This is a genomic window from Streptomyces sp. NBC_01716 (assembly GCF_036248275.1).
Classification (GTDB): domain Bacteria; phylum Actinomycetota; class Actinomycetes; order Streptomycetales; family Streptomycetaceae; genus Streptomyces.
The window spans coordinates 6983674-7009488 of the sequence record NZ_CP109181.1 but is presented as its reverse complement, the minus strand read 5'-3'; the positions used below and the strand labels follow the sequence as shown (position 1 = coordinate 7009488).

General features: G+C 72.0%; 24 protein-coding genes. 3 read left to right on the top strand and 21 right to left on the bottom strand.

All coding sequences use genetic code 11. The features are described 5' to 3' along the window. Window positions 1-27: 27 nt before the first annotated feature. Both OIE74_RS30865 and OIE74_RS30860 read right to left on the bottom strand, forming a co-directional pair. The gene (locus tag OIE74_RS30865; protein ID WP_329389437.1) at window positions 28-843 is read right to left on the bottom strand and encodes a hypothetical protein; all 816 of its coding nucleotides are present in this window, start codon (window positions 841-843) and stop codon (window positions 28-30) included. Then, window positions 840-2123, bottom strand: coding sequence for a glycosyltransferase (locus OIE74_RS30860; RefSeq protein WP_329389435.1), 1284 nt, complete (start codon window positions 2121-2123; stop codon window positions 840-842). Before OIE74_RS30860 ends, OIE74_RS30865 begins: the two co-directional genes overlap by 4 nt. A 494-nt stretch (window positions 2124-2617) precedes the next feature. On the opposite strand from OIE74_RS30860, the gene OIE74_RS30855 reads away from it, so the two are divergent. Together OIE74_RS30855 and OIE74_RS30850 are read left to right on the top strand one after the other, a co-directional pair. Next, window positions 2618-3397: a hypothetical protein gene (locus tag OIE74_RS30855; RefSeq protein ID WP_329389433.1), complete on the top strand. Its 780-nt coding sequence runs from the start codon at window positions 2618-2620 to the stop codon at window positions 3395-3397. After that, window positions 3394-3936 carry a hypothetical protein gene (locus OIE74_RS30850; RefSeq protein WP_329389431.1) on the top strand — a complete coding sequence of 181 codons (543 nt, stop codon included), beginning with the start codon at window positions 3394-3396 and terminating at the stop codon, window positions 3934-3936. Before OIE74_RS30855 ends, OIE74_RS30850 begins: the two co-directional genes overlap by 4 nt. Before the next feature lie 81 nt (window positions 3937-4017). Here the strand turns inward: OIE74_RS30850 and der are convergent, their stop codons facing one another. The 5 genes from der to aroH form a co-directional block, all read right to left on the bottom strand. Further along, the gene (gene der, locus OIE74_RS30845) at window positions 4018-5496 is read right to left on the bottom strand and encodes a ribosome biogenesis GTPase Der (RefSeq protein ID WP_329389430.1); all 1479 of its coding nucleotides are present in this window, start codon (window positions 5494-5496) and stop codon (window positions 4018-4020) included. Window positions 5497-5547: 51 nt separating this feature from the next. Beyond that, entirely contained in the window at window positions 5548-6240 is a 693-nt protein-coding gene (locus OIE74_RS30840; protein WP_329389428.1) for a lysophospholipid acyltransferase family protein, read from the bottom strand. After that, window positions 6237-6962 carry a (d)CMP kinase gene (gene cmk, locus OIE74_RS30835; RefSeq protein WP_329389426.1) on the bottom strand — a complete coding sequence of 242 codons (726 nt, stop codon included), beginning with the start codon at window positions 6960-6962 and terminating at the stop codon, window positions 6237-6239. Before cmk ends, OIE74_RS30840 begins: the two co-directional genes overlap by 4 nt. Before the next feature lie 197 nt (window positions 6963-7159). Next, window positions 7160-8245 (bottom strand): prephenate dehydrogenase, encoded by a 1086-nt coding sequence (locus tag OIE74_RS30830; protein WP_329389424.1) that lies wholly within the window; start codon window positions 8243-8245, stop codon window positions 7160-7162. Continuing rightward, window positions 8242-8604 carry a chorismate mutase gene (gene aroH / locus OIE74_RS30825; protein WP_329389422.1) on the bottom strand — a complete coding sequence of 121 codons (363 nt, stop codon included), beginning with the start codon at window positions 8602-8604 and terminating at the stop codon, window positions 8242-8244. The genes OIE74_RS30830 and aroH overlap by 4 nt, the downstream gene beginning before the upstream one ends. Window positions 8605-8748: 144 nt before the next feature. Here aroH and OIE74_RS30820 point away from each other — a divergent pair, with 144 nt between their 5' ends. Next, window positions 8749-9435 (top strand): nucleotidyltransferase domain-containing protein, encoded by a 687-nt coding sequence (locus OIE74_RS30820; protein ID WP_329392511.1) that lies wholly within the window; start codon window positions 8749-8751, stop codon window positions 9433-9435. A 173-nt stretch (window positions 9436-9608) separates the two neighbouring features. Here OIE74_RS30820 and OIE74_RS30815 read toward each other — a convergent pair whose 3' ends face one another. The 14 genes from OIE74_RS30815 to OIE74_RS30750 form a co-directional block, all read right to left on the bottom strand. Beyond that, window positions 9609-10463 (bottom strand): nucleotidyltransferase domain-containing protein, encoded by an 855-nt coding sequence (locus OIE74_RS30815; RefSeq protein ID WP_329389420.1) that lies wholly within the window; start codon window positions 10461-10463, stop codon window positions 9609-9611. Between the two features lie 3 nt (window positions 10464-10466). Continuing rightward, the gene (locus tag OIE74_RS30810; RefSeq protein ID WP_329389418.1) at window positions 10467-11489 is read right to left on the bottom strand and encodes an ADP-ribosylglycohydrolase family protein; all 1023 of its coding nucleotides are present in this window, start codon (window positions 11487-11489) and stop codon (window positions 10467-10469) included. Next, window positions 11486-12271 (bottom strand): NUDIX hydrolase, encoded by a 786-nt coding sequence (locus OIE74_RS30805; protein ID WP_329389416.1) that lies wholly within the window; start codon window positions 12269-12271, stop codon window positions 11486-11488. Before OIE74_RS30805 ends, OIE74_RS30810 begins: the two co-directional genes overlap by 4 nt. Beyond that, a complete protein-coding gene (locus OIE74_RS30800; RefSeq protein ID WP_329389414.1) occupies window positions 12268-13350 on the bottom strand; it encodes an AAA family ATPase in 1083 nt (360 codons plus the stop codon). The genes OIE74_RS30805 and OIE74_RS30800 overlap by 4 nt, the downstream gene beginning before the upstream one ends. Further along, the gene (pnuC, locus tag OIE74_RS30795) at window positions 13347-14000 is read right to left on the bottom strand and encodes a nicotinamide riboside transporter PnuC (RefSeq protein WP_329389412.1); all 654 of its coding nucleotides are present in this window, start codon (window positions 13998-14000) and stop codon (window positions 13347-13349) included. The genes OIE74_RS30800 and pnuC overlap by 4 nt, the downstream gene beginning before the upstream one ends. A gap of 124 nt (window positions 14001-14124) precedes the next feature. Next, complete coding sequence (locus tag OIE74_RS30790; RefSeq protein WP_329389410.1) at window positions 14125-15312, bottom strand: pseudouridine synthase; 1188 nt, start codon at window positions 15310-15312, stop codon at window positions 14125-14127. After that, window positions 15312-15947 (bottom strand): SMC-Scp complex subunit ScpB, encoded by a 636-nt coding sequence (gene scpB, locus OIE74_RS30785; protein ID WP_329389407.1) that lies wholly within the window; start codon window positions 15945-15947, stop codon window positions 15312-15314. Before scpB ends, OIE74_RS30790 begins: the two co-directional genes overlap by 1 nt. After that, window positions 15944-17182 (bottom strand): segregation and condensation protein A, encoded by a 1239-nt coding sequence (locus tag OIE74_RS30780; RefSeq protein WP_329389405.1) that lies wholly within the window; start codon window positions 17180-17182, stop codon window positions 15944-15946. The genes scpB and OIE74_RS30780 overlap by 4 nt, the downstream gene beginning before the upstream one ends. Window positions 17183-17230: 48 nt before the next feature. Continuing rightward, a complete protein-coding gene (locus OIE74_RS30775; protein ID WP_329392510.1) occupies window positions 17231-17824 on the bottom strand; it encodes a hypothetical protein in 594 nt (197 codons plus the stop codon). Next, complete coding sequence (locus OIE74_RS30770; RefSeq protein WP_329389403.1) at window positions 17821-18945, bottom strand: ParA family protein; 1125 nt, start codon at window positions 18943-18945, stop codon at window positions 17821-17823. Before OIE74_RS30770 ends, OIE74_RS30775 begins: the two co-directional genes overlap by 4 nt. Window positions 18946-19314: 369 nt before the next feature. Beyond that, window positions 19315-20430 carry an alanine dehydrogenase gene (gene ald / locus OIE74_RS30765; RefSeq protein ID WP_329392509.1) on the bottom strand — a complete coding sequence of 372 codons (1116 nt, stop codon included), beginning with the start codon at window positions 20428-20430 and terminating at the stop codon, window positions 19315-19317. Window positions 20431-20609: 179 nt separating this feature from the next. Further along, complete coding sequence (locus OIE74_RS30760; protein ID WP_329392508.1) at window positions 20610-22529, bottom strand: tetratricopeptide repeat protein; 1920 nt, start codon at window positions 22527-22529, stop codon at window positions 20610-20612. Between the two features lie 802 nt (window positions 22530-23331). Next, on the bottom strand, window positions 23332-23958 hold the full coding sequence (locus OIE74_RS30755) for an NUDIX hydrolase (protein WP_329389401.1): 627 nt from the start codon (window positions 23956-23958) through the stop codon (window positions 23332-23334). Between the two features lie 105 nt (window positions 23959-24063). Next, window positions 24064-25722 carry a CTP synthase gene (locus OIE74_RS30750; RefSeq protein WP_329389399.1) on the bottom strand — a complete coding sequence of 553 codons (1659 nt, stop codon included), beginning with the start codon at window positions 25720-25722 and terminating at the stop codon, window positions 24064-24066. Window positions 25723-25815 lie beyond the last annotated feature (93 nt).

Below are 25815 nucleotides of genomic sequence, written 5' to 3'. Positions count from 1 at the left end.
GGCCGAGACGCTCAGGGGCCGAGACGCTCAGGTCCGCGGGTCGAGCCGTACGAGGAGGTTGTTGTCGCCCGAGTAGCAGGGGGCGGCCAGCCAGCCGTCCGCCCGGTACGCCGGGTAGACATGGATGCTCCGGCGGTCCCATACGTCATCGAGGATCCGGGAGAGCCTCACGGGGTCCGCGCCGGGTGCGGGCAGCAGCCACAGGTCCCACAACCGCCGTGCGGTCATCGCCGGTTCGGCCAGTTCCGCGTACGGCAGCGTGAAGCTGAAGGCGCCGTCCGCGCCGCCGGTCAGCGGGACCCGGTGCGTACGGGGTGCCGCGGCGCCCTCGCTCGGGTTCCGCCGCGCCTCGACACTCGCGCCGTCGCCCGCATCGGCGCCGTACAGCACGCCCCGTACGGTCATGGCACCGTCCGCGAGCTGGATCGCCCCGGCCTCCGCGTGGGGTGCGCGGACCCAGCAGCGCAGCGCGAGGCGGCCGTCGGCGGTCGGGTAGGGGACGCGGACGGTGACCGGGCCCGCGCCGGGGATCCGGTCGACGAGCGCGCGTACGTCCCTGGTGCCGGGCCGGACGGGCTGTCCGCCGGCGTCACCGGCGCCGTCACCGGCACCGTCGCCCCGCTCCGCGACGAGGACGATGTCCCAGCGGCCCTCGGCGAGCGGGGTGGCGCGGTCGAGTACGGCGCGCGGTCCGGTCAGCGGAAGGCGGACCTCGTCGGCCGGCGTGGCGCCGCCGCGCCGCCGCAGCACCAGCTCCGCACCGGAAGCCGCCGCCGCTCCTGCCAGTTCGAAGGTCACGGTGCCGGCCGCGTCGGCCGTGCAGTGTGCGACGAGGGCGCTCACGCGGTCCTCCCCTTGCGGACGGCGGCCGCCGCCAGTTCGCGCACGGAGTGCGCGCCTCCCATGAGAAGGCCACGGCCGCGCCGTACGGTGCCGAGCACCGTCTCGCGCGGTCCCCCGTTCCTCCCCCGGGCGACCAGTTCGGCGTACAGCGCCTCGTGGCGCTCGGCGATCCGCGCGGGATCGAACCGGGCGGACGACTTCAGGGCCGCCAGGCCCGTACGCCGCCGCAGTTCGTCGTCCTCGATCAGGGTGAGGAGTCCGCCGGCGATCGCGTCCACGTCCCCGACCGGCACCAGCCGGCCGTCGACCCCGTCCTCGATGATCTCGCCCGGCCCGTGCGGGCAGTCGGTGGAGACGACGGGCACGCCGCAGCGCATCGCCTCGACGATGGTCATGCCGAAGGATTCGACGCTCGATGTCACGACGGCGATCGAGCCCTTGACCCACTCGGGCTCCAGCGGGTTCGCCGTACCCATCAGCTGTACGTGGTTGTAGAGCCCGCGCTCGTCGATCAGGGCACGCAGCGCGTCGCGTTCGTTGCCGGTCGCGTCGCCCGCGCCGTAGATCCGCAGCCGCCAGTCCGGCCGCGCCGCCACCACCTTGGCGAAGGCCGTGACCAGCAGGTCGTACCGCTTGACCGAGGTCAGTCTGCCCGCCGCCACGACCCACTTCCCGGTGGAGTCGGCGGGGGCGACGGCGGGCTCGGGCACGCTGCCGGGCACCGCGTCGATCCGTACGCCGGGCAGCCGCAGCCGGGTGCGGTAGGCGTGGGCGTCGGCCTCGGTGACGGTCGTGACGGCGTCGAGCAGCACGTACCGGTGGGCGATCTCGCGGCGCAGCCGGTGGCTGTGGGTGTTCAGCGTGAGGTGCTCCTGGCCGACCCGCACCGGGCCGCGCGCGGTCTGCCGGGCGATGTGGCAGTTGAGTCCCGGGCGGGTGCCGACGACGACGTCGGCACTCAGGGACCGCAGATGCTCGCCGATACGGGTGTCGGTGAGGCGGCTGTACTGCTTGTGCCGTCCGTCGCCGCGCGGGAAGACGGTGGCCGGCCGGGCCATGTCGGGGTGGCCGCCGTCGTAGTCCGGGCTGTTCTTGCGCAGATCGACGAGATGGCGGAGCGGGACGCCTTCGGGCGCGCTCAGCGTCGGCTCCTCGCGGTGGCGGAAGACCGAGACGATCTCGACGTCGTGCCGCTCGGCGAGCACCCGCGTGAGATTGAACGTGGTGCGGATCGTGCCCCCGACGCCGAACGCGTTGTGGAGCAGAAAAGAGATGTGCATGGGCTGCGGTGTCTCCCTGGTCAAACTGGAGCGACTGTGGGCCGGGGGCGGGCTCGTCCGGTCGCACGCCGGCGCACGCGCGAGCGGCGCCGTCGGCCGCCGCCGGGTGCGGCGGCACCGTGGCACCGTCGCGCAGCACGGCGGCGGCTCCCGCGCGGCGGGGCGGGGACGGCCGGAAGCTTCACCCGTACGTGCGAGAGGTGCCCTGCCGATCAGGCCGGATGCGGGAGCGCCCGCCGCGGCAGCGGCTGATGCCCCGTCGGTGCGTGCGGTCGCAAGGCTGAGGAGGCCACCTCCCGCGCCCCCTCAGGGCCTACGGGGGAGAACGTGCGTGCCAGGCCCCGCGAGCCCGGCGGGAGCGGCAGGACACCTCTTGGGCCGGGCGGGTGGTTCGATTCGCCCGGCTTCGCGCGTGACCCCGGCGACAGCTCACCCGTTGTCTCTTTACCAGCCGGGAACAGCCCGGCCCACGCACCGAGTTCGAGGAGCCACCCGTGCCGCGCATGCTCGACGTCAGCGAAGACGTACGCGCCGAGATCGGCGACGAAGAAGCCGATCGCCTGCTCGTCGGCGAGAACTCCCCGGGCAGCTACGACTGCACCTCCTGCCGTACCCCGGGCGACTCCGAAACTGAGCGCACCAGCACGGTGCTGTTCATCGGCGACGAGACCGCCGTCCTCGCCTTCGCCCACGCGACCTGCATCCCCTCGCAGGTCGTCAAGGTGGCCGAGGACCAGCTCCAGGGCGCCGTCCGGAGCATCACGGGCGGCGACCCGCAGGCGGCGCCGGGCACCGGCGGCGACCAGGCCGTCCTCGGTGTCACCAGCGGTCTGGTCCTGATCGACAACCAGCTGCACCCCGCCCTGGTCGTCGAGCCGACCGGACCCATCGCCCGGCCCGGTTCGCTCGCCGGGGAGGACGAGTTCCTGCCGCTCCTGGTGGAGCAGGGCTTCCAGCCGATCAGCGATCTGAACCGGGCCCCGCGCTCACTGCCCGGCTGGTCGGTGCTGCTCGCCATGGGCCAGCTGCACGCGGTTCTCCAGCCCGGTACGGGCGGTGGCACCCCGGTCGCCTGGTGGCAGGCCCATCAGCCGCTCCAGGTCACCGGCGACTGGCGGGCCGCCGCCAACAAGTCGCGTACGGTCCTCGTCTTCGCCGCGCCGGTCGGCTACATCGGGCAGCAGCCGCGGGAGGACCTGCTGCGCGACGCGCTCGACAAGGCGGCGGCGGACGGCCGCCTGGTGGCGGCGGCGATGCCGCTGGCCGGCACGTGACGGACGAGGGACCCGCCCCTTCGGAGGAGTACCGGCCCGCGGAGTACCGGGCCGGGGAACGCCCCGAGGGCAAGCACCGCGGCGAGGAGCGGGAGCGCGCCGAAGACCCGGCCCACGCCCCCGACGGCTCCCCCCTACACCCCTCCCGACCCTCCCGACCAGCATTTTCGCCGGTCAGGCCGCATCCGACGGACGACGAGGTCGTTGGCACCTACGTGCACTCATACGACCGTCACCGCCAGCAGTACCAGCCCCAGGTCCCCGCGATGCGCCCGGCCCAGGACCCGCCGGCCGGTTACTCGTCCGGCTGCTCGGCCACGCCGATCTACGACGCCCTGTACTCCGAGTATCTGCGGTCGTTCAGGACACTGCCGGGCGACCGGAGCGGTGAGGAGAGCCTGGGCTTCACCGCCTTCGGTACGGGGATGCACGGGTCGTCCTCGGGGCAGCAGGCCCCGTTCACCTGGCAGAGCGGCAGGCAGTATCAGGCGGGCCGCCCGCAGATGGCCCTGCCACCTGCGCCCCGCCGGGGCCTGTGACCGGGCCGTATACGAGAAGCCGGTGGGCCGGCGCGGATGTCTCCGCGCCGGCCCACCGGCTTCTCGTTTGGCACCCGCGTGTCACTTCTTACGGCCGCGCTTCTCCCGCACCCGTACGGAGATGTGGATGGGCGTGCCCTCGAAGCCGAACTCCTCGCGGAGCCTGCGCTCCACGAAGCGCCGGTAGCCCGCCTCGATGAAGCCTGACGCGAAGAGCACGAAACGGGGCGGCCGGGTGCCCGCCTGCGTACCGAACAGGATGCGCGGCTGCTTGCCGCCGCGGATCGGGTGCGGGTGCCCGGCGACGAGCTCGCCGAGGAAGGCGTTGAGCCTGCCGGTCGGCACGCGCGTCTCCCAGCCCTCGATCGCCGTCTCGATCGCGGGGACAAGCCGTTCCATGTGCCGCCCGGTGCGCGCCGAGACGTTGACCCGGGGCGCCCACGCGATCTGCGCCAGCTCGGTCTCGATCTCGCGCTCCAGGTAGTAGCGGCGCTCCTCGTCGAGGGTGTCCCACTTGTTGAAGGCGACGACGAGGGCGCGGCCCGCGTCGACGGCCATCGTGATGATGCGCTGGTCCTGGACGCTGATGGACTCGCTCGTGTCGATCAGTACGACGGCGACCTCGGCCTTCTCGACGGCGGCGGCCGTGCGGAGCGAGGCGTAGTAGTCGGCGCCCTCCTGGAGATGGACGCGGCGCCTGATGCCTGCCGTGTCCACGAACTTCCAGACCTTGCCGCCGAGTTCGATCAGCTCGTCGACCGGGTCGCGGGTGGTGCCGGCGATCTCGTTGACGACGACACGCTCCTCGCCCGCGACCTTGTTGAGCAGCGAGGACTTGCCGACGTTCGGGCGTCCGATCAGCGCGATACGGCGCGGGCCGCCGACGGTGGTGCCGAAGGTCTGCTGCGGGGCGTCGGGCAGCGCCTCCAGGACCGCGTCGAGCATGTCGCCCGTACCGCGGCCGTGCAGCGAGGACACGGGGTGCGGCTCGCCGAGGCCCAGCGACCACAGCGCCGTCGCGTCGGCTTCGCCGCTCTGGCCGTCGACCTTGTTGGCGCAGAGCACGACGGGCTTGCCCGCGCGACGCAGCAGCTTGACGACGGCCTCGTCGGTGTCGGTGGCGCCGACCGTGGAGTCCACGACGAAGACCACGGCGTCGGCGGTCTCGATGGCGAACTCGGCCTGGGCGGCGACGGAGGCGTCGAGTCCGAGGACGTCCTGCTCCCAGCCGCCGGTGTCGACGACCTTGAAGCGGCGTCCGGCCCACTCGGCCTCGTACGTGACGCGGTCGCGCGTGACGCCGGGCTTGTCCTGGACGACGGCCTCGCGGCGGCCGATGATGCGGTTCACCAGGGTCGACTTGCCGACATTGGGGCGGCCGACGACCGCGAGGACGGGCAGCGGGCCGTGACCGGCCTCGTCGAGCGCGCCCTCGATCTCCTCGGGGTCGAAGCCTTCGTGGGCGGCGAGCTCCATGAACTCCGAGTACTCGGCGTCGCCAAGCTCTCCGTGCTCGTCGACGGAGCCACCGGAGTCGCCGGAGTGAATAGGGTTGTTCATGAAGTCCGTACCTCGTTCATCGTGATCGGTGCACCGCGCGGACGCGGTGCACTACTCAAGTCCTGCCGGGCGCCCGGTGAGGCGCCTGGCGTGGTCCAGATGGGCGGTCAGCCGCTTCTGGATCCGCAGCGTGGCATCGTCCATCGCCTGCCGCGTGCGCCGGCCACTCCCGTCACCGGCCTCGAACGCGTCCCCGAAGACGACGTCGACACGGCTGCGCAGTGGTGGCAGCGCGGATATCAACCGCCCGCGGCGGTCCGTGCTTCCCAGTACCGCCACCGGGACGATCCGCGCCCCGGTGCGTACGGCGAAGTACGCGAGCCCGGACCGCAGGGAGGCGAAGTCGCCCTCTCCCCTGCTGCCCTCGGGGAAGATCCCCAGGACCCCGCCGCCCTTGAGCACCCCGAGGGCGTCGGTGACGGCGGCGCGGTCGGTGGTCTCACGGTCCACCTTCAGCTGTCCGATCGACAGCAGGAACGGGTCGAGCGGACCGATGAAGGCTTCCTTCTTGATCAGGAAGTGCACGGGCCTGGGCGAGGTGCCCATGAGCATCGGCCCGTCGATGTTGTGCGAGTGGTTGACGGCCAGGATCACCGGGCCGGTCACCGGGACCCGCCAGGCACCGAGCACCCGTGGCTTCCACAGGCCGTACATCAGTCCGATGCCGATGCGGCGGCCGACCGCGGCGCCCTTCGGGGAGGGCGCGGCGGCGCGGGACGGTTCGGTCCGGGAGGGTCCGCTCACCGGGCCGCCCGCTTCTCCTCGACAAGGGTGACGACGCACTCGATGACCTGCTGGAGCGTGAGGTCGGTGGTGTCCACCTCGACCGCGTCGGCCGCCTTGGCCAGCGGTGACGTCTTACGGCTTGAGTCGATCGCGTCCCGCTTGATCAGCGCTTCCCTGGTGGCCGCGAGGTCGCCGGCCTCCTTGCCCTTGAGTTCGCCGCTGCGGCGCGCGGCGCGCGCCTCGGGCGAGGCGGTGAGGAAGACCTTGAGGTCGGCGTCGGGCAGCACGGTCGTGCCGATGTCACGTCCCTCCACGACGATGCCGTTCCCGGCACCGGCCGCGATGGAGCGCTGGAGTCCGGTGATGACGGCCCGTACCTCGGGGACGGCGCTGACCGCGCTGACCTTGGCCGTGACCGCCTGCGTACGGATGGGTCCCGAGGCGTCCGCGCCGTCGACGGTGATCGTCGGGTTCGCCGCGTCGGTGCCGGACACGATGACCGGCTTGTCGGCCGCCGTGGCGACGGCCGAGGAGTCCTGGACGTCGATTCCGTTGCTGATCATCCACCAGGTGATCGCCCGGTACTGCGCGCCCGTGTCCAGGTAGCTCAGCCCGAGCTGGGTGGCCACGGCCCGGGACGTGCTCGACTTGCCGGTGCCCGCGGGCCCGTCGATGGCGACGATCACGGCGGCCGGGGCGGTCCTGGCGTCGGTTGCAGCGGTTTCCACGGGGGCGGACACCTTCCTGGTTCACGGGGCGCGGAGTCGTGGGCGAAGTGGTTCGCGCGCGACGGTCTGGATACGTTCCGGGGGCCGTTTCCCAACGCCCAGACGTCAGTACGCCCCCGCACAAGGTTACCGAGTGCTGGGACCCTCCCTTACACCCCCGCGAAAGCCGCCCGCGCGGCCACCCGGGGCGGGTGCGCGGGCGGGCTCCGTCAGCGGCGGATCGACCAGCCGCGCTCGCGCAGCGCCGCGCTCAGCACGGGGGCCGCCGCGGGCTCCACCATCAGCTGGACCAGACCCGACTCCTGCCCGGTCGCGTGCTCGATCCGGACGTCCTCGACGTTGACCCCGGCGCTCCCGGCGTCCGCGAAGATACGCGCCAGCTCGCCCGGCCGGTCGCTGATCAGGACGGCCACCGTCTCGTACGCCGTCGGGGCCGCGCCGTGCTTGCCCGGTACCCGCACGCGGCCCGCGTTGCCGCGCCGCAGTACGTCCTCGATGCCCTCGGTGCCGCCGCGCCGCTTGGCCTCGTCGGCGGACTGGAGCGCCCGCAGCGCCTCGACGGTCTCGCCGAGGTCGGCGGCCACGCCCGCGAGCACGTCGGCGACGGGCCCCGGGTTCGCGGTGAGGATCTCGACCCACATCCGGGGGTCCGATGCGGCGATCCGCGTGACGTCACGGATGCCCTGGCCGCAGAGCCGTACGGCCGCCTCGTCGGCGTCCTCCAGGCGGGCGGCGACCATCGAGGAGATCAGCTGGGGGGTGTGGGAGACGAGGGCGACGGCCCGGTCGTGGGCGTCGGCGTCCATCACGACCGGCACGGCGCGGCAGAGCGCGACCAGTTCGAGCGCGAGGTTCAGCACCTCGGTGTCGGTGCCGGGGGTGGGGGTCAGCACCCAGGGCCGGCCCTCGAAGAGGTCGGCGGTGGCGGCGAGCGGCCCGGAGCTCTCCTTGCCGGCCATGGGGTGCGTACCGATGTAAGCGGCCAGGTCCAGGCCCAGCGCCTCCAGCTCGCGCCGGGGGCCGCCCTTGACACTGGCGACGTCCAGATAGCCGCGCGCGCGGCCGGCGCGCATCGCGTCGGCGAGCGTGCCGGCGGTGTGCGCGGGCGGTACGGCGACGATCGCGAGGTCGACGGGGCCGGCCGGCGGCTCATCGGTGCCCGCGCCGAGCGCCGCCGCCGTACGCGCCCTGGCCGGGTCGTGGTCCACGAGGTGGACGGCGACGCCGCGTCCGGCGAGGGTCAGGGCGGCCGAGGTGCCGATGAGGCCGGTTCCGATGACGAGGGCGGTTCTCACTGGGCGATGTCCTTGCGGAGGGCTGCCGCGGCGCCGAGGTAGACGTGCGCGATCTCGGATCGGGGGAGCTCGGACTCTATGTGCGCGAGGATGCGGACCACGCGCGGCATGGCGCCCTCGATGTCCAGCTCCTGCGCGCAGATCAGCGGGACGTCGACGATGCCGAGTCCGCGCGCGGCGGCGGCCGGGAAGTCGCTGTGCAGGTCGGGGGTGGCCGTGAACCAGATGCTGATCAGGTCGTCCTCCCCGAGGCTGTTGCGCTCCAGGATGGCGGAGAGCAGCTGCGCGACCTGTTCGTCCATGTGTCCCGGCTCGTCCCGCTCCAGCTGGACGGCCCCTCGGACAGCTCGTACCGGCACGTCGTGCTCCTCGTCCCGCTCAGTGATCGTGTACTCCGTCCAGGTTAGACAGATGTACGCGGATACGGCCCGGCCGACCGTTGCGCGAGACGGCCGCGGGCCCGGCGGCGGGTCAGTGGTGCGGCCCCCGTAATCTCCATGGCCATGAACCCCGAGGACCTGGTGCGCGAGCACACCGTCTACGCGTGCGTCATGGGCTCCCGCGCCTTCGGTCTGGCGACCGAGGGCAGTGACACCGACCGCCGGGGGGTGTTCCGGGCGCCGACGCCGCTCTTCTGGCGCTTCGAGAAGCCTCCGACGCATGTCGACGGGCCGGCCGACGAGCAGTTCTCGTGGGAGTTGGAGCGTTTCTGTCTGCTCGCGCTGCGCGGCAATCCCAATGCGCTCGAATGCCTGCACTCGCCGCTGGTCGAGCATGCCGACGCCACCGGCCGTGAACTCCTCGCCCTGCGCGAGGCGTTCCTCTCCCGGCAGGCGCACGAGACCTTCGTCCGCTACGCGATCGGCCAGCGCCGGAAGCTGGAGGCGGACCTGCGGAAGCACGGCGCGCCCCGCTGGAAGCACGCCATGCATCTGCTGCGGCTGCTCGGCACCTGCCGCGATCTGCTGCGTACGGGGCGGCTGGTCGTCGACGCCGGTGACCAGCGCGAACCGCTGCTCGCGGTCAAACGCGGTGAGGTCTCGTGGGCGGAGGTGGAGCGGCGGATGAACCGCCTCGGAGAAGAGGCGGACACCGCGCTCGCCGACTCCCCGCTGCCCGCCGAACCCGACCGCGCGCGTGTCGAGGACTTCGTGATCCGCACGCGCCGGGCGTCGGCGCTCGGCGTCTAGGGCGTGTTTTAGAAGTCCCGTCTGGCCCACGACGCCTGGCACGCACGCTCGCCGCGTTGTCGGAGTCATCCAAGTACGTCCAGTACGAGGATGATCCTCCGCCTTGCGATCGCACGCACCAGACGCCGTGGGCCCCGCCCGATGGGCGGACGACGCTACTTCTAAAACACGCCCTAGAGCGTGTCCGGTCTCTCCAGCCGGGTGCGCACCACGAGGTCGTGGAGCGCCTCGTATCCGGCCGGGGAGTCGGGGAGCCGGGTCTCCTCCCTCGCGTCCGCCAGGACCTCGTGGAGGGCGTCCACGTCGCTCCGCAGGCGGGTCGGGGCGAGGCCCGTCGCCGCGCCGTGTTCGGCCTCGGCCTTCGCCTCGATCAGCTCGGGCAGATACGCGGGCGCGCTCACCTCGCCGAGCAGTGTGGGCAGATGGGCCTGCACCTCGCCGCTGCGCATCAGATGGACACCGGTGAGCAGCGCCCTGAACGTGTAGAGCAGCGGCTTGAGTTCGCCGGTCTTCTCGAAGAGCCGCCACTGGGTCGCGGCGAATCCGCGGTAGTGGTGGGCGTGGTGGCCGGTGAGTACGCCGGGCGCGAGGGACAGCAGTTCGCGGTGCGCCTCGGTCGAGTGGACGATCAGCGGCGAGTGGAGCTGTTCCAGTACGTAGCCGTTGCGCCGCATCATCATCCGCACGAACTTCCGCAGGTCGTGGCTGACCAGGTCCATCTCCACACCGTCCTGGTCCCACATCCGCGACCGGGTCTCGTCGGGCTCGTGCAGCCCGATGAGTTCGGCGACCGGCAGCAGATGGGCGCCGCGCAGGTCGACATCGGAGTCCGTGGAGGGGAATCCGTAGAGGTGCGCGCCGGAGACGGTGGCGAACAGCAGCGGATCCGTCTCCTCGGCGAGGGCCGGCCCGAGATCAGTCGTCGGCAGCCCGGCCCGCCACAGGCGCCGGGCGCGCTCGTCCGCCGGCTCGTCGATGCGGTGACCGGGAGCGCCGCCGTCGGCCACATGTTCGTCATCCATACGCATGGATCAAGCGTCCCAGAGTGCTCCGAGTTCCAGCAGCTCCTCGCGGTACTCGATCCGGTCGGCCCACTCCTTCGGCCACGCTCCCGCCCCGAGGTGCGCTCCCGCGAACGCGCCCGTCAGGCAGGCGATCGAGTCCGAGTCGCCCTTGGTGCACGCCGCCCGGCGCAGCGCGGTGACCGGCTCGTCGGGGAAGAGCAGGAAGCAGAGCAGCCCGGTGGCGAACGCCTCCTCGGCGATCCAGCCGTCGCCGGTCGCCAGGCACGGGTCCGTCTCGGGGGACGGTGTGCGCAGGGCCCGTTGGACCCGTTCGAGCACGGCCAGGCAGTCGTCCCAGCCCCGTTCGATGAAGTGCTCGGGGGACGGGTCCTGGCTGTGGGTCCACAGATCGCCGAGCCACGCGTGGTGGTAGCGGGACCGGTTCTCGTACGCGTACGAGCGCAACAGGCCCACCAGGCCCATCGGTTCGGTCCCCCGCGCCAGCAGATGCACCGCGTGGGCCGTGAGGTCGGAGGCGGCCAGGGCCGTCGGGTGGCCATGGGTGAGGCCGGACTGCAACTGGGCGGCTCCCGACCGCTGTTCGGCGCTCAGTCCCGGCGCGAGCCCGACGGGCGCGACCCGCATGTTGGCGCCGCAGCCCTTGGAGCCGATCCGGCTCGCCTGCTGCCAGGGACGGTCGCTGTCGAGCAGCTGACAGGCCGTCATACAGGTGTTGCCGGGGGCCCGGTTGTTCTGCGGGTCGTGGAACCAGTCCACGAACTCCTCGCGTACCGGCCGGGTGAGGCTCAGCGGTCCGAGCAGGCCCCGGCCCATGGCGGTGCGCAGACCCCGGCCGAGCGCGAGCGTCATCTGGGTGTCGTCGCTGACGATCGCGGGCTTCAGCAGGGGGATCTCCCGCCAGGGACCGAACTTGGCGAGGATGGCGGGCACATCGTTGAACTCGGTGGGAAAGCCGAGGGCGTCGCCGAGCGCGAGCCCGGTCATGGCGCCGGTGGCGGCTGACTTGCCGGCCGTGTCCGTTGCGGTCATGGGGTGGTCCGTCCTTCCGGTCGAAGCAGCGGCGGGTGCAGCGCGGTGGCCGCGCCGGCGCGGTAGAGGGCGGCCGGTTTGCCCCGGCCGCCGGTGCGCCGCGGCGGGCCTTCGACCGGTTCGACGAAGCCGGGTGAAGTCAGCACCTTGCGGCGGAAGTTGGGCCGGTCCAGCACCACGCCCCAGACCGTCTCGTAGACCTGCTGAAGCTCCCCGAGGGTGAACTCGGGCGGGCAGAACGCCGTGGCGAGGCAGGTGTATTCGAGCTTGGCGCCGATACGGCGCCGGCCGTCGGCGAGGATCCGGCCGTGGTCGAAGGCGAGCCGGCCCAGCTCGTCGTCGTCGTACGGGGTCCACCGGGCCTGCGCGGCGTCGCCGCCGCCGCGCGGCTCGGGGAGATCGGGCACGAGCGCGGTGTACGCGACGGAGACGACCCGCATCCGGGGGTCACGGTCCGGGTCGCTGTACGTACGCAGCTGCTCGGGCCGCAGTCCGGCCACGGTGTCGGGCGACAGGCCGGTCTCCTCGGCGAGTTCACGCCTGGCCGCCTGCCCGGCGGACTCCCGGGGCCGTACGAAGCCGCCGGGCAGCGCCCAGTGGCCCAGATACGGCTCTTCGCCCCGTTCGACGAGCAGGACGTGCAGACGGCTCTCACGGACCGTGAAGACGGCGAGATCGACGGTGACGGCGAACGGCACGAAGGCGGCGGGGTCGTAGTTCTCGGGCACCCGGGGCTGCCGGGAGGGCTGCTGCGAGGGCTGGGGAGTCTGAGGGGGTGTCATCTGTTCTCCGGCAGAGGTGCGGCGAAGTACCAACCCTGCCCCAGCAGCGCGTCCACAGCGGCCACCGCCTCGGCGAGACGACTCTCGCGCGACCCTTCGAGCGCGACGAACGTCCGCCCCGTGCGGGTCAGTTCGTCCCTGAAGCGGCCCGTCATCCAGGGCCGCAGCTCCTCGCCGTCGCGCAGTCCGTCGTCCTCGAAGGCGACACCCTCATGGCCGGTGAGCAGCCACAGATGGTGCGGCACCCGGTCGGCGATCTCCTCGACGCGCGGGTTGCGCCCGCCCACGTACCGCTCGTGCCAGACGGTGGTGGCGAAGGAGTCGGTGTCGCAGACGAGGACGGGCGAGCCGTCCCGGGCTGCCTCCTCCTCCAGCTCGTTCTGCCGCCGGGCGATCAACGGGAAGTCCTCGGTGGTGAATTCGACGTCCTCCCACTGCGCGCCGGGCCAGTTCTCACGCAGGGAGGCCAGCTTCCGCTCGCTGAACTCCCGCCCGTACTCGGGCACATGGCGCGTACGGCTCCACACGCCGCCACGCGCCCGGTAGTGCTCGGCCAGCGCCAGCGCGAGGGTCGTGGTGCCGGTGGACTCGGCGCCGAGCACCACGACGCGGCGGGTGAGCGCGGCCCGGACGGGCGGGGCGAGGAAGTCCCAGCAGCCGACGGGGTCCTTGCGGACGGCCGTCCCCGACACCGGGTGGAGCGTGCGGTCCGGGTCCACGGCGACGGACTCTGCGCCGAAGCGGCGGGCGAGTTCGTCCCCGTACGACTCCGAGGTGAAGACGGCGTCCACGGGCTCGGGGACGGCCGCGCGGAAGACCGCCATGTGCGCGTCCCAGACGGCCGGGTCGTGCAGATCCATCGGGGTGTCGTCGACGGCGCCCACGACATGGGCGTCCGGGTGGACCTCGCGCATCCAGGCGACGCGGTCGGCGAGCGGCACGGACTCGACGGAGGCGGCGCAGACGAGGACCGTGAGCCGTTCGCAGCGCTCCCGCGCGGTCCGTACGAGGTGGTGGTGGCCCGCGTGCGGAGGGTAGAACTTGCCGAGGACCAGGCCGTGTTCGTAGTTCCCGCTCATGCCGTGACCTCCAGCGGCACGGCGGGCCGGCCGGCCAGGTCGCGCGACCAGTTGCGCAGCCCGATGAGGCACAGGGTCAGGAAGCCCACGTACAGGATCGACGTCAGATAGAGGTCCTTGTGCGCGTAGAGCGGGATGTAGACGATGTCGGCCGCGATCCACAGCCACCAGGACTCCAGCCGCTTGCGGCACTGCCCGTAGGTCGCCATCAGCGAGAGCGCGGTGGTGACGGCGTCCCAGAAGGGGACCGTCGAGGAGGTCTGGCGGTCGAGGAGCAGCGTCAGCCCGAGAGTTCCCACCGCCCCCGCCACGAGCAGCCAGCCCCACTCGGTGCGCGTGGTGCGCCGCACCGGGAGAGATGACGTACTTGGTCCACCCCCGTGGGTCCAGGTCCACCAGCCGTACGTGGCGAGGGCGATGAAGACGACCTGCAGCCCGGCGTCGGCGTACAGGCCCGCCTGGGTGAACAGCAGGATGAAGAACAGGTTGTTGGCGATGCCGATCGGCCAGTTGGCGATGTGCTGGCGGGCGACGAGCCAGACGCAGAGCGCTCCGCTGCCGAAGCCGAGCACCTCGGTCCAGCTCACCGGGGTGTCGAGAACGGTCACCAAAGGCTGCTGCAACGGGTCGAGGAAATCCGCGAGACTCACGCCCGCCTCCTTAATAGTCATACTGACTATAAAGGTGAACCGGCGGGCCCCGCAAGCAGGAAAGCCCGTGGCCTCGGGCCACGGGCTGTCCTCAACTGCTGCGGTTCGGGTCGAACACGCCTGGTTACAGGCCGACTTCCTGCATCAGCATGCCGACCTCGGTGTTGGTGAGGCGGCGCAGCCAGCCGGACTTCTGGTCGCCCAGCGGGATCGGCCCGAACGCGGTGCGGACCAGCCGGTCGACGGGGAAACCCGCCTCGGAGAGCATGCGGCGCACGATGTGCTTGCGGCCCTCGTGGAGGACCACCTCGACCAGATAGTTCTTCCCGGTGTTCTCCACGACACGGAAGTGGTCGGCGCGGGCGTAGCCGTCCTCCAACTGGATGCCGTCCTTGAGCCGCTTGCCCAGATCACGCGGCAACGGGCCCTGGACAGCGGCGAGATACGTCTTCTTCACGCCGTACCTGGGGTGCGTGAGGCGGTGGGCCAGCTCACCGTGGTTGGTGAGCAGGATGATGCCCTCGGTCTCGGTGTCCAGCCGGCCCACATGGAACAGCCGGGTCTCGCGGTTGGTGACGTAGTCGCCGAGGTTCTGCCTGCCGTCCGGGTCGCCCATCGTGGAGACGACGCCCGCGGGCTTGTTCAGCGCGAAGAAGAGATGCGACTGGGTGGCGACGGTGAGCCCGTCGACCTTGATCTCGTCGCGGTGCGGGTCGACGCGCATGCCCTGTTCGACGACGATCTCACCGTTGACCTCGACACGGGCCTGCTCGATCAGCTCCTCGCAGGCCCGGCGCGAGCCCATGCCGGCCCGCGCGAGGATCTTCTGCAGCCGCTCGCCCTCCTGCTCGGCGCCCGGATTGGTCCTCGGGGTCCTGATCTCCGGCTTGTCGGCGTACCGGTCGCGGTTGCGCTGCTCGATCTTGGCGTCCAGCTCGCGCGGGCGGGCGGGCTTGCCCTGGGCCCGGCGCTTGGCCGCGATGCTCGGGGCCTTGGGGCCGCCCTTGGCACCGCCGCGGGCAGCCGCGCCACGGCTGCCGCCGCCCGACGGGGCGCCGGAACCGCCCTGACCGCCACCCTGGCCACCGCGCCCGACGTCGTAACGGCGCTCCTCGGGACGCGGCGTACCCTCACGCTTCGGCTGCTTGTCGCCGCGCGAGCCGGCGCCGCCGCCGCTCCCCCGGCTCCCGCCGCTCCCCCCGCTGCCGCCGCGACCGCCGCCGGCCCTCGACTGGGGTTTGCCGCCCGCGGCTCCCCGGCCGCCGCTCCGGTCGCCGCTGCCGCTTCCGCTGTTCCTGCCGTTGCTTCGCATCAAATGTCCGTCTTGTCGTCTGCGTGAGTGTCCGGGGCGTACGGTGCGTCCGGATCGAACGACGGAACGCCTTCCAGGCTGTCGGCCTCGATCGCGTCCGCCTCCGGAAGGAAGGGCGCGAGTTCCGGAAGCTCGTCCAGACCGCGCAGGCCCATCCGCTCCAGGAAATAGTTCGTCGTCCTGTACAGGATCGCACCTGTTTCGGGTTCCGCTCCCGCCTCCTCGACGAGACCGCGCTGGAGGAGGGTCCGCATGACCCCGTCACAGTTCACTCCGCGTACGGCCGAGACCCGGGACCGGCTGACCGGCTGGCGGTACGCCACGACCGCCAGGGTCTCCAGCGCGGCCTGTGTGAGCCGGGCCTGCTGGCCGTCGAGGACGAAGCCCTCGACGGCCTCCGCGTACTCGGCCCGCGAGTAGAAGCGCCAGCCGCCCGCGACGAGGCGCAGCTCGAATCCGCGGCCCTGGACGGTGTACTCGTCGGCCAGCTCGCGCAGCGCGTCCGCGACGGCCCTGCGCGGCCGGTCCAGCACCTTGGCCAGGTGGTCCTCGGTCGCGGGCTCGTCGACGACCATGAGGACCGCCTCCAGGGCGGGCTTGAGATCGAGGTCGGCGACCGTCCGTTGCTCGCTCACGCCATCTCCTCGCTCGTGTCCGTCGCGGCGTCCGTTTCCTTCGTGCCCTTCGAGTCCTTCGCGTCCTCCACGGGGTCGGGCGGACGGTCGAACTCGTCCGTGACCCGTGGCTGCTCGCCGTCGTCCCCGCCCGTCCAGCGCACCATGAGGGGCCCCAGGGCCTCGTCCTGGGCAAGAGCGACGGCCTTCTCCCGGTAGAGCTCCAGCAGCGCCAGGAAGCGCGCCACGACGGTGAGCGTGTCCGGGGCGTCCTCGGCGAGTGTCAGGAAACTCACCTCGCCGGCCGCCCGCAGCATCGCCACGACGATCCCCGCCTGCTCCTGGACGGAGACGAGCGGCGCGTGGATGTGGTCGACGTAGACCTGCGGCTTGGGCTTGGGCTGCATCGCCTTGACCGCGAGCCGGGCGAAGCCCTCGGCGCCGATGCTGATGACGACCTCGGGGAGGAGCGCGGCGTGGTGCGGTTCCAGGCCGACGGTACGGGGGTGGCGCCGCGACTCGGAGTCGAGCCGGGCGCTGAAGATCTCGGCGATCTGCTTGTACGCGCGGTACTGGAGCAGCCGGGCGAAGAGCAGGTCCCTGGCCTCCAGCAGCGCGAGGTCACCCTCGTCCTCCACGTCGGCGGACGGCAGCAGGCGTGCGGCCTTGAGGTCGAGGAGCGTGGCCGCGACGACCAGGAACTCGGTGGTCTGGTCGAGGTCCCAGTCGGTGCCCATGGCTCGTATGTGCACCATGAACTCGTCCGTGACCTTCGAGAGCGCGACCTCGGTGACGTCCATCTTGTGCTTCGAGATCAGCTGAAGGAGCAGATCGAAGGGCCCCTCGAAGTTCGCGAGCCGAACGGTGAACCGCCCGTCGTCCGGCTCGGGTTCACCATCGGCGGCCGGGGCGGGCTCGGGCTCGGTGTCCGCGTCAGGTGCGGGTACGGGCTCCGGATCGGGTACGGGCTCGGGGTCCGGCTCGGGCGGGAGCTCAGGTTCCGGCTCAGGCTCGGGCTCGGCGGCGGGCGCGGGCGGTGGTACTTGTACGGCCTCCGGCTCCGGCTCGGCGGCGGGCGCGGGCGGTGGTACTTGTACGGCCTCCGGCTCCGGCTCGGCGGCGGGCGCGGGCAGTGGTACTTGTACGGCCCCCGGCTCCACGACCACCGGCGGCTCGGCCGCCGCGCCGCCCGTCCCGGGCCCACGGCCCAGCGCGCGGCGGGGCGAGCGGGCGGTGGGTTCGTCGGTCGGTGGCATGGCGGTCCTGGAGGCGGGAGAGCGGTGCTCGGTCCGGCGAGGCTACCCTCAGCGCCCGCGCAGGCGCCGTACGAGAATGCTCGCGTCGCCGCGCGACTCCAGGTCGGCGAGGACCACGGCGACCGCCTCACGGACGATCCGCCCCCGGTCCACGGCGAGCCCGTGCTCGCCGCGCAGCACCAGACGCGCGTGCTCCAGGTCCATCAGTTCCTCGGCGGAGACGTAGACCGTGATCTTCTCGTCGTGCCGTTCGCGCCCGCTGGGACGGCGATTGGCGCCGCGGCCCCCTCGGCGGCGCTGGCCGCCCTGCTGGCCCGCCGGGGCCGCTCCACCGCCGCTGCCGCCGCTGTCCTGCGATCCCGGGGCCCGGCGCTGGGGCTGCTCCCGTTCGGGGGTGCGGCTGCGGGACGTGGCCGCCGAGTCCGCGTCGGTCGCCGAGTGCTCCTGGGCCGGTGCCGGCGCGGGAGCGGGTGCCGCCGCCTGCGCGGCCCCCGGCTGTTCGGCGACCGGGTCGCTCTCCTGGGCCGGTGCCGGGACCCGCGGCTCACCGTTCGCGGTACGCCGCCGGTCTCCCGGTGAGGAAGCCTGGAGCGCCATGCCCCCGGTCGTACGGAACAGCTCGTCGGCCCCGGGCAGACTCACTCGGCGTGACACCGGGCGAGCACCTCCCTGGCGAGCTGGCGATAGGCGGCGGCACCGACGGAGTTGGAGGCGTAGGTGGTGATGGGCTCACCGGCGACGGTGGTCTCCGGGAAGCGCACGGTCCGGCCGATCACCGTGTGGTACACGTGATCGTCGAAGGCCTCGACGACCCGCGCCAGGACCTCGCGGCTGTGCACCGTACGGGAGTCGTACATCGTGGCGAGGATGCCGTCGAGCTCAAGCTCCGGGTTGAGCCGCTCCTGGACCTTCTCGATGGTCTCGGTCAGCAGCGCCACACCGCGCAGCGCGAAGAACTCGCACTCCAGCGGGACGATCACCTTGTGCGCGGCGGTCAGCGCGTTCACGGTCAGCAGACCGAGCGAGGGCTGGCAGTCGATCACGATGTAGTCGTAGTCCTGCATCAGCGGCTTGAGCGCCCGCTGGAGCGTGGACTCCCTGGCGACCTCGCTCACCAGCTGCACCTCGGCGGCCGAGAGGTCGATGTTGCTCGGGAGCAGGTCCATGTTGGGCACGGCGGTCTTCAGGAGCACCTCGTCGGCCGACATGCCCCGCTCCATGAGCAGGTTGTAGACCGTGAGGTCGAGCTCCATCGGGTTGACCCCGAGCCCGACGGACAGGGCGCCCTGCGGGTCGAAGTCGACGAGCAGCACCCGCCGGCCGTACTCCGCGAGCGCGGCGCCCAGGTTGATGGTCGACGTGGTCTTGCCGACGCCGCCCTTCTGGTTGCACATCGCGATGATCTTCGCGGGGCCGTGGTCGGTGACCGGGCCGGGGATCGGGAAGTACGGCAGGGGACGCCCGGTCGGGCCGATTCGCTCGCGGCGCTGTCTGGCCGCGTCGGGCGCGAGGGTGGCCGCGTACTCGGGGTCGGGCTCGTACTCGGCGTCGGGGTCGTAGAAGTGCCCCTCGGGCACCTCGTCGAAGTCGGCGAAGTGGGTGGACTCTCGGCCACTCTCGTTGCCGGCCATGGCGTTCACGTTGTGGCCGTCCATCGTCTGGTGGGCTGTCGTCATGTGCTGATGGGTGGTGAAGGTGCGGACAGCGACGGAGCCGACGGCCTCTAGCCCGGACGACGGGCTCCGGTGGCCCAGCGCGGGCATTCCTGGTTGACCACCCCCGGGAGTAAATGTCGACTCATTCACAAGTCGTCTTACCTCCTTGGACGTGACCAGGAAACTTATCGATAGGTCAGCGTGGCACCATGCCGACGGTTGGCGACTCTATGGCGTGTCACCACTCCGCAGCAACACAATCCGCCGGACCCGGCCCGATGTGTCGGCAACCGAACACCCCTGTGTCAAGGGCGCACAGGGCTCCGTCGGCGCGCTTCACACGGGTGCGAAAGGGTTAAAGGGTTACGTTCGAGGCGAGTTGAGCGCGGGCGCGGGAGTGGCCGGACACACAGTCGGCCGGATCTCGCCGAGCAAGATCCGGCCGGGGGCGTCAGGTTGACGAACTCCGTTGACGGGTCAGCCCAGAACCGTTGCCAGTTCGGTGTACGGAAGACCGTGCGCCTCGGCCACGGAACCGTAAGTGACCTGCCCGTCATGGGCGTTGAGGCCCTTGGCGAGCGCCGGGTCGCGGCGCAGCGCCTCGGTCCAGCCGAGGTCGGCGAGAGCCACGATGTAGGGAAGCGTGGCATTCGTCAGCGCGTAGGTGGAGGTGTTGGGTACGGCGCCCGGCATGTTGGCGACGCAGTAGAACACCGAGTCATGGATCTGGAAGGTCGGCTCGGCGTGGGTGGTGGGGTGTGAATCCTCGAAGCAGCCACCCTGATCGATTGCAATGTCGACAAGTACACTTCCGGGCTTCATCTTGGCCACGAGCGCGTTGGTGACCAACTTCGGCGCCTTCGCCCCGGGGATGAGAACGGCGCCGACGACGAGGTCGGCCTCGACGACCGCCCGCTCCAGTTCGTACGCGTTGGAGACGATGGTCTGCACCTTCGTGCCGAAGACTTTGTCGGCCTCGCGCAGCTTGTCGATGTCCCGGTCGAGCAGGGTCACATGGAAGCCCATGCCGACGGCGATCTGGGTGGCGTTCCAGCCGGAGACACCGCCGCCGATGACGACGGCGCGGCCCGGAGCCGTACCGGGAACGCCGCCGGGCAGCACGCCGCGGCCGCCGACCGAGCGCATCAGGTGGTAGGCGCCGACCTGCGGGGCCAGCCGGCCCGCGACCTCGGACATCGGGGCGAGCAGCGGGAGGCGGCGGTTCGCGGTCTCGACGGTCTCGTACGCGATGGCGGTGGTACGGGACTTCAGCAGCGCGTCCGCGCACTCGCGGGAGGCGGCGAGATGCAGGTACGTGAAGAGGGTCTGGTCCTTGCGGAGGCGGTGGTACTCCTCGGCGATGGGCTCCTTGACCTTCAGCACCAGGTCGGCGGTGGCCCAGACGTCGTCGGCGGTGGGCAGTGTCCGGGCGCCGGCGGCGGTGAACTCGGCGTCGCTGATCGAGGAGCCCGCGCCGGCGTCCCGCTCGATGACGACCTGATGGCCGTGGCGCACGAGCTCGTGCACTCCGGCGGGGGTGATGGCCACCCGGAACTCGTTGTTCTTGACCTCGCGGGGGATGCCGACGAGCACGGTGATCACGGTCCTTGGCTCAGGGATTGCTCGGGCAATGCCCTACAAACCCATACGCCGACGGCGCATCGGAAGGCATCGCTAACCTACGACAGAGCCATTCTAATGAAGGACTTCTCACTGTCTAGCCTTGCAAAGCATCAACGTTCTACCGAGGCGCTTCGGATTTCGTAGGCGGATCAGCCCGCAGAGGAGTCGGTCGAGAGCAGACGGCCGGAGGCTTTGCGGTGCAGCCGGGCCGCCGTCGGGTCGCCGAGGCGGTCCAGCGTGTCCGCGAGCCGCAGCTCCAGCGCGGCCTGGAGCCGGGTGTCCCCGGCCAGCCGGGCGTACTCCACGGCCTCCTGGCAGGTCCCCAGCGACTCCTCGGGACGGCCCGCGTACTCCAGGACCCTGGCCGCCTCGCTGAGCGCGCGGGCCTGACCTGGAAGGTCCTGGAGCCTGCGGAAGCCCGCCGAGGCGGCGCGCCAGTGGCGCAGCGCCTCGCCGTAGCGGCCCGCGCAGGTGTGGACGGTGCCGAGCCGTCCGTACAGCCGCGCCTCGTCGGCCCGCTCGCCGCGGCTGAGCCGCTGCGCGAGGGCGCGGCCGTACCAGTCGGCGGCGCGGTGCCAGTCCTGGAGTTCCTGGTAGGCGCCGCCTACGGATTCCATCGCGCGGCCGGTGGCGTAGTGGTCGTTCGCGGCCCTTCCGGCGTCCAGCGCTGACCGGTACCGGGCCAGCGCGTCGTGCGTACGGCCCGTCAGGGCGTCCAGATCGCCGATGTTGAGCAGCGCCGCGGCCTCCTCACGGTGCAGGCCCTGGCGCTCGGCGACACCGAGGACCAGCTGGTGCAGCCCGTACAGGTCGGGGGCCGCCGCGTCCGTGCCCTGGTGTGCGGCGAGCGCCCTGACCAGCGCGGAGACCAGCCTGCGGGCGAGGGTGTCCAGCCCGCCGTCGGCCACGGCGAGCCGGGCGGAGGCCAGCAGGGCGGGCCTGCGGGAGCGCAGCCAGTCGGCGGCGGCCCGGGTGTTCGGGAAGCGCACGGCGCGGGGCAGGGCGGCGAGCTTCCTGCGCGCCTGCGAACCGTCGGGCTCGGTGACGGCGCGGCAGGACTGGAGCAGCCGTACGGTCCGCTCCAGCATCCGCGCCCTGGCGAGCTGCACCTCGGCGGGGCGTTCCTTGGCCTCCATCAGCGCGCGCATGAACGGGGCGAGGGAGCCGAGGACCTCGTACTGCTCCCCCGCAGGCCGCAGGAGGTTCAGTCCGGCGAGGTTGTCCAGCGCCGCCCTGGCGGCCGAGACGGAACAGCCGGCCAGCGCGGACGCGGTGTGGGCGTCGGCGAATCCGGCGGGGGCGAGTGCGAGCAGCCGCAGGACCCCGGCGGTGGAGGGCGGCAGCTCCTCGTAGACGAAGCGGAAGGCACGCGCCAACGCCCGTACGCCCTGCGGCTGTTCGGGATCCCAGGGGACGGAGCGCAGCCGCTTGGCGGCGTCGGCGACGGAGACCGTGGGACGGGCGGCGAGCCAGCCGCCGACGACGGCGAGCGCGGCGGGCTGGCCGCCGCACTCCTCCGCGAGCGATTCGGCGGCCTGCGGGTCGACGGTGATGCGGACGGTTCCGGTGTACGTGCTGAGCAGTTCGATCGCGGCCTTGGCGTCCAGGCCGCCGATGGTGCACGGGCGGATGTCCGGGATACCGGTGAGGGGACCGCGCGCGACGGCGACGACGAGGCAGTCCGGGTTCTCCGGGAGCAGGAGGTCGACCTGCTCGGCGTCGTGGGCGTCGTCGAGTAGCAGCAGCACCCGGCGGTCGGCCAGCGCGTCGCGCACCATCTCGGACAGCTCGTCCTCACCGGCGCCGGGCGGCACGGCGATGCCGAACTCGCCGAGGAGATCGCGCGCGGTGCGCTCGACGGGGACGGGCTCGCCGCTCGGCTCGGTGAGCCGGATGTGCAGCACCCCGTCCGAATACCGCCGCCCCACCTGCCGCGCCAGCTCCCGCGCGAGCGCGGTCCGCCCGGAGCCCCGCTGCCCGGCGATGAGCAGCACCCGGGTATGGGCGGCCTTCCGCCCGGCGATGGTGTTGAGCCCGGCCCGCTCGATGTCGCTGTGCAGGCTCTTCAACTCCCGCTGCCGCCCGAAGAATCCGGGGGCGGCGGTCGCCGCGCGAGCGCCATCGGCAGTGGTCGCGGGGTGCGGGGCGGGCCCGGATTCCGTGCGCCCGGCCGCAGGAGCGGCGGTCGCCGCGCGAGCGCCATGCGCCGCGGTCGCGGGAGCACGGTCGGAAACCGTCCTCGCGTCGCGGGCCGGAGCCGGTGCATCGGCTTTGGCCGCGCTAACCGTGCCACCGGCCGGAGTTGGCGCGTCCACCCGCGCGTCCGTCCTGGCCTCGGCCCGGCGCGGGCCGGAGCGCTCGCCTCCGGCAGCTCCGGCCTTGTCGGGTTTCCCGTCGCCGGCGCGCGGGCGCGGCTCCTTCGACGCGCGCGTCGCCGGCGGGTCGCCGTCGGCCGGCGCGAGGTCCGGGACAGGCCGTAGACGGGTGGCGGGCCGCCTCCCTGACGTACCGTCAGGCGCGACAGCCGCGCCGGCTGACGTGGCACCGGGTGCGACAGCCGCGCCGGCCGGCGTGGCGCCCGACACGACCGCCGGATCGACCGACGTGGCGTCAAGTGCCGACGTTTCGGCCGGAGTTGAGGGTTCCGTACGCGACCGGGCAGGGCCGCCGTTCACGTCCACCGCCTGGTCCGTCACGGCCACGCTCCTTCCCCTGCCCGTCCGGCGGGGTGCGCACGAGTCGAGCCCGGCGGATGTCCGCACGGGTGATTCGAGCCTAGTTCACGCTGCGCGACCGACCCCGTGGGGCACGGCGACAAATCCCCCAATCGGATCAGCAGTTCGTCCTACCGGAAGACCCCGGAGCCGGCCCTCACGCGTCGAACGGCCTCGCCGGCCACTCGGCGTCCGCCGGACGCAACGCCTCCGGACCGTCCCCCGCCAGCGCGGCGGTCAGCGACATCACGCCCACAACAAGGGCGTTGTTGTGCAGCTCCCCCGCCAGTACGCCCCGTACCAGCTCCGGCAGCGCCACCCGCGCCTGCTCCATGTCCGCCTCCTCGTCGGAGACGTCGAAGCGCTCGCCCTCCGCCTCGGAGAGGTCGCGCGCCAGGAAGATCCGTACGGACTCGTCGCAGCCGCCCGGCGTCGTGTAGACGTCCGTCAGCACCCGCCAGTCCTCCGCCTTGACGTGCGCCTCCTCGTACAGCTCCCGCTGCGCCGCGTGCAGCGGGTTCTCGCCGGGGATGTCGAGCAGGCCCGCCGGGATCTCCCAGAGCTTCTGGCGGACGGGGTGCCGGTACTGGCGTACGACGAGCACGCGGTCCGCCTCGTCCAGGGCGAGGATCGCGACCGAACCGGGGTGGACCTGGTAGTCACGGCGCGCGACCGAGCCGTCGGGCATGACCACGTCGTCCGTACGGACGCTGGTCTTGTTGCCCCGGAACGGCGTCGCGGTGGCGGTGATCCGCCACTCCTCGGGGGTGTCCTTGATGGCCATCGAAACTTACCTCCACACACGCCCACACAGCGGAAACCGAGGTACGGATCCCGGGAAGCCGGGAGAGCCGTACCTCGGTCAACGTTATCGCCTCGGGTCCGGCGGCTACGCGCCCCGCCGCCGCTCCACCGCGGCCTTGACCAAGCCCGCGAAGAGCGGGTGCGGCCTCGTGGGACGCGACCTGAGCTCCGGGTGCGCCTGTGTGGCGACCAGGTAGGGGTGGGTCGTGCGCGGGTACTCCACGTACTCGACGAGCTTGTTGTCGGGGGACGTGCCCGAGAAGACGAGGCCCGCTTTCTTCTCCAGCTCCGCGCGGTAGGTGTTGTTGACCTCGTAGCGGTGCCGGTGGCGCTCCTCCACGTACGGCTGGTCGTCGTAGACGCCCCGCACGATCGAACCGTCCGCGAGCTTCGCCGGGTAGAGGCCGAGCCGCATCGTGCCACCCAGGTCGCCGGCGCCCTCCACGTACGCGAGCTGCTCCTCCATCGTGGAGATCACCGGGTGCGCCGTCGCTGCGTCGAACTCGGTGGAGTTGGCGTCCGGGTTCTCCAGGAGGTTGCGCGCGGCCTCGATGATGATGCACTGCAGGCCCAGACAGATGCCCAGCAATGGGATCTTCTGTTCGCGTGCGTACTGGATCGCCCCCACCTTGCCGGTTACCCCGCGCTCGCCGAACCCGCCGGGGATCAGGATGCCGTCGACGTCCCCGAGCTGCCGCGCCGCGCCCGCGGGCGTCTTGCAGTCGTCCGAGGTGACCCACTTGACCTTGACCCGCGCCCGGTTGGCGAAGCCGCCGGCCCGCAGCGCCTCCGTGACCGACAGATACGCGTCGGGCAGGTCGATGTACTTGCCGACGAGCGCGACCGTGACCTCGTGGTCGGGGTTGTGGACCCGGTCCAGCAGGTCGTCCCAGACGGTCCAGTCGACATCGCGGAACGGCAGGTCCAGCTTCCGTACGACGTAGGCGTCCAGGCCCTCGGTGTGCAGCACCTTCGGAATGTCGTAGATGGACTTCGCGTCGATCGCCGCGACCACGGCGGCCTCGTCCACGTCGCACATGAGCGAGATCTTGCGCTTGATGGAGAGCGGCACCTCGCGGTCGGCGCGCAGCACGATCGCGTCCGGCTGGATACCGATGCTGCGCAGCGCGGCGACCGAGTGCTGCGTCGGCTTGGTCTTCAGCTCGCCGGAGGGGCCGATGTACGGGAGCAGCGAGATGTGCACGACGAAGACGTTGTCGCGGCCCACCTCGTGGCGGACCTGGCGGACGGTCTCCAGGAACGGCTGCGACTCGATGTCGCCGACCGTGCCGCCGACCTCCGTGATGACGACGTCGACGTCGTCGGTCGCCATGCGCCGGATGCGGTGCTTGATCTCGTTGGTGATGTGCGGGATGACCTGGACCGTGTCGCCGAGGTATTCGCCGCGCCGCTCCTTGGCGATGACCGTCGAGTAGACCTGGCCGGTGGTGACGTTGGCCGAGCCGTCGAGGTCGACGTCCAGGAAGCGTTCGTAGTGCCCGATGTCCAGGTCGGTCTCGGCGCCGTCGTTGGTGACGAACACCTCACCGTGCTGGAACGGGTTCATCGTGCCCGGGTCGACGTTCAGATACGGGTCGAGCTTCTGCATGGTGACCCGCAGGCCCCGTGCCTTGAGGAGAGCCCCCAGGCTGGAGGCGGTCAGGCCCTTGCCGAGGGAGGAGGCGACGCCCCCGGTGACGAAGATGTGCTTGGTCGTCGAGGAGGTCGAGGATCGGTTCGGCATGGCCAAGACGGTGCTCCCGTGGTCGCGGTCTGAGGTGCGTACCGGCGCCCCTGTCCGGTGGATCACCGGTGAGACCGGAGGATCTGGAGGGGT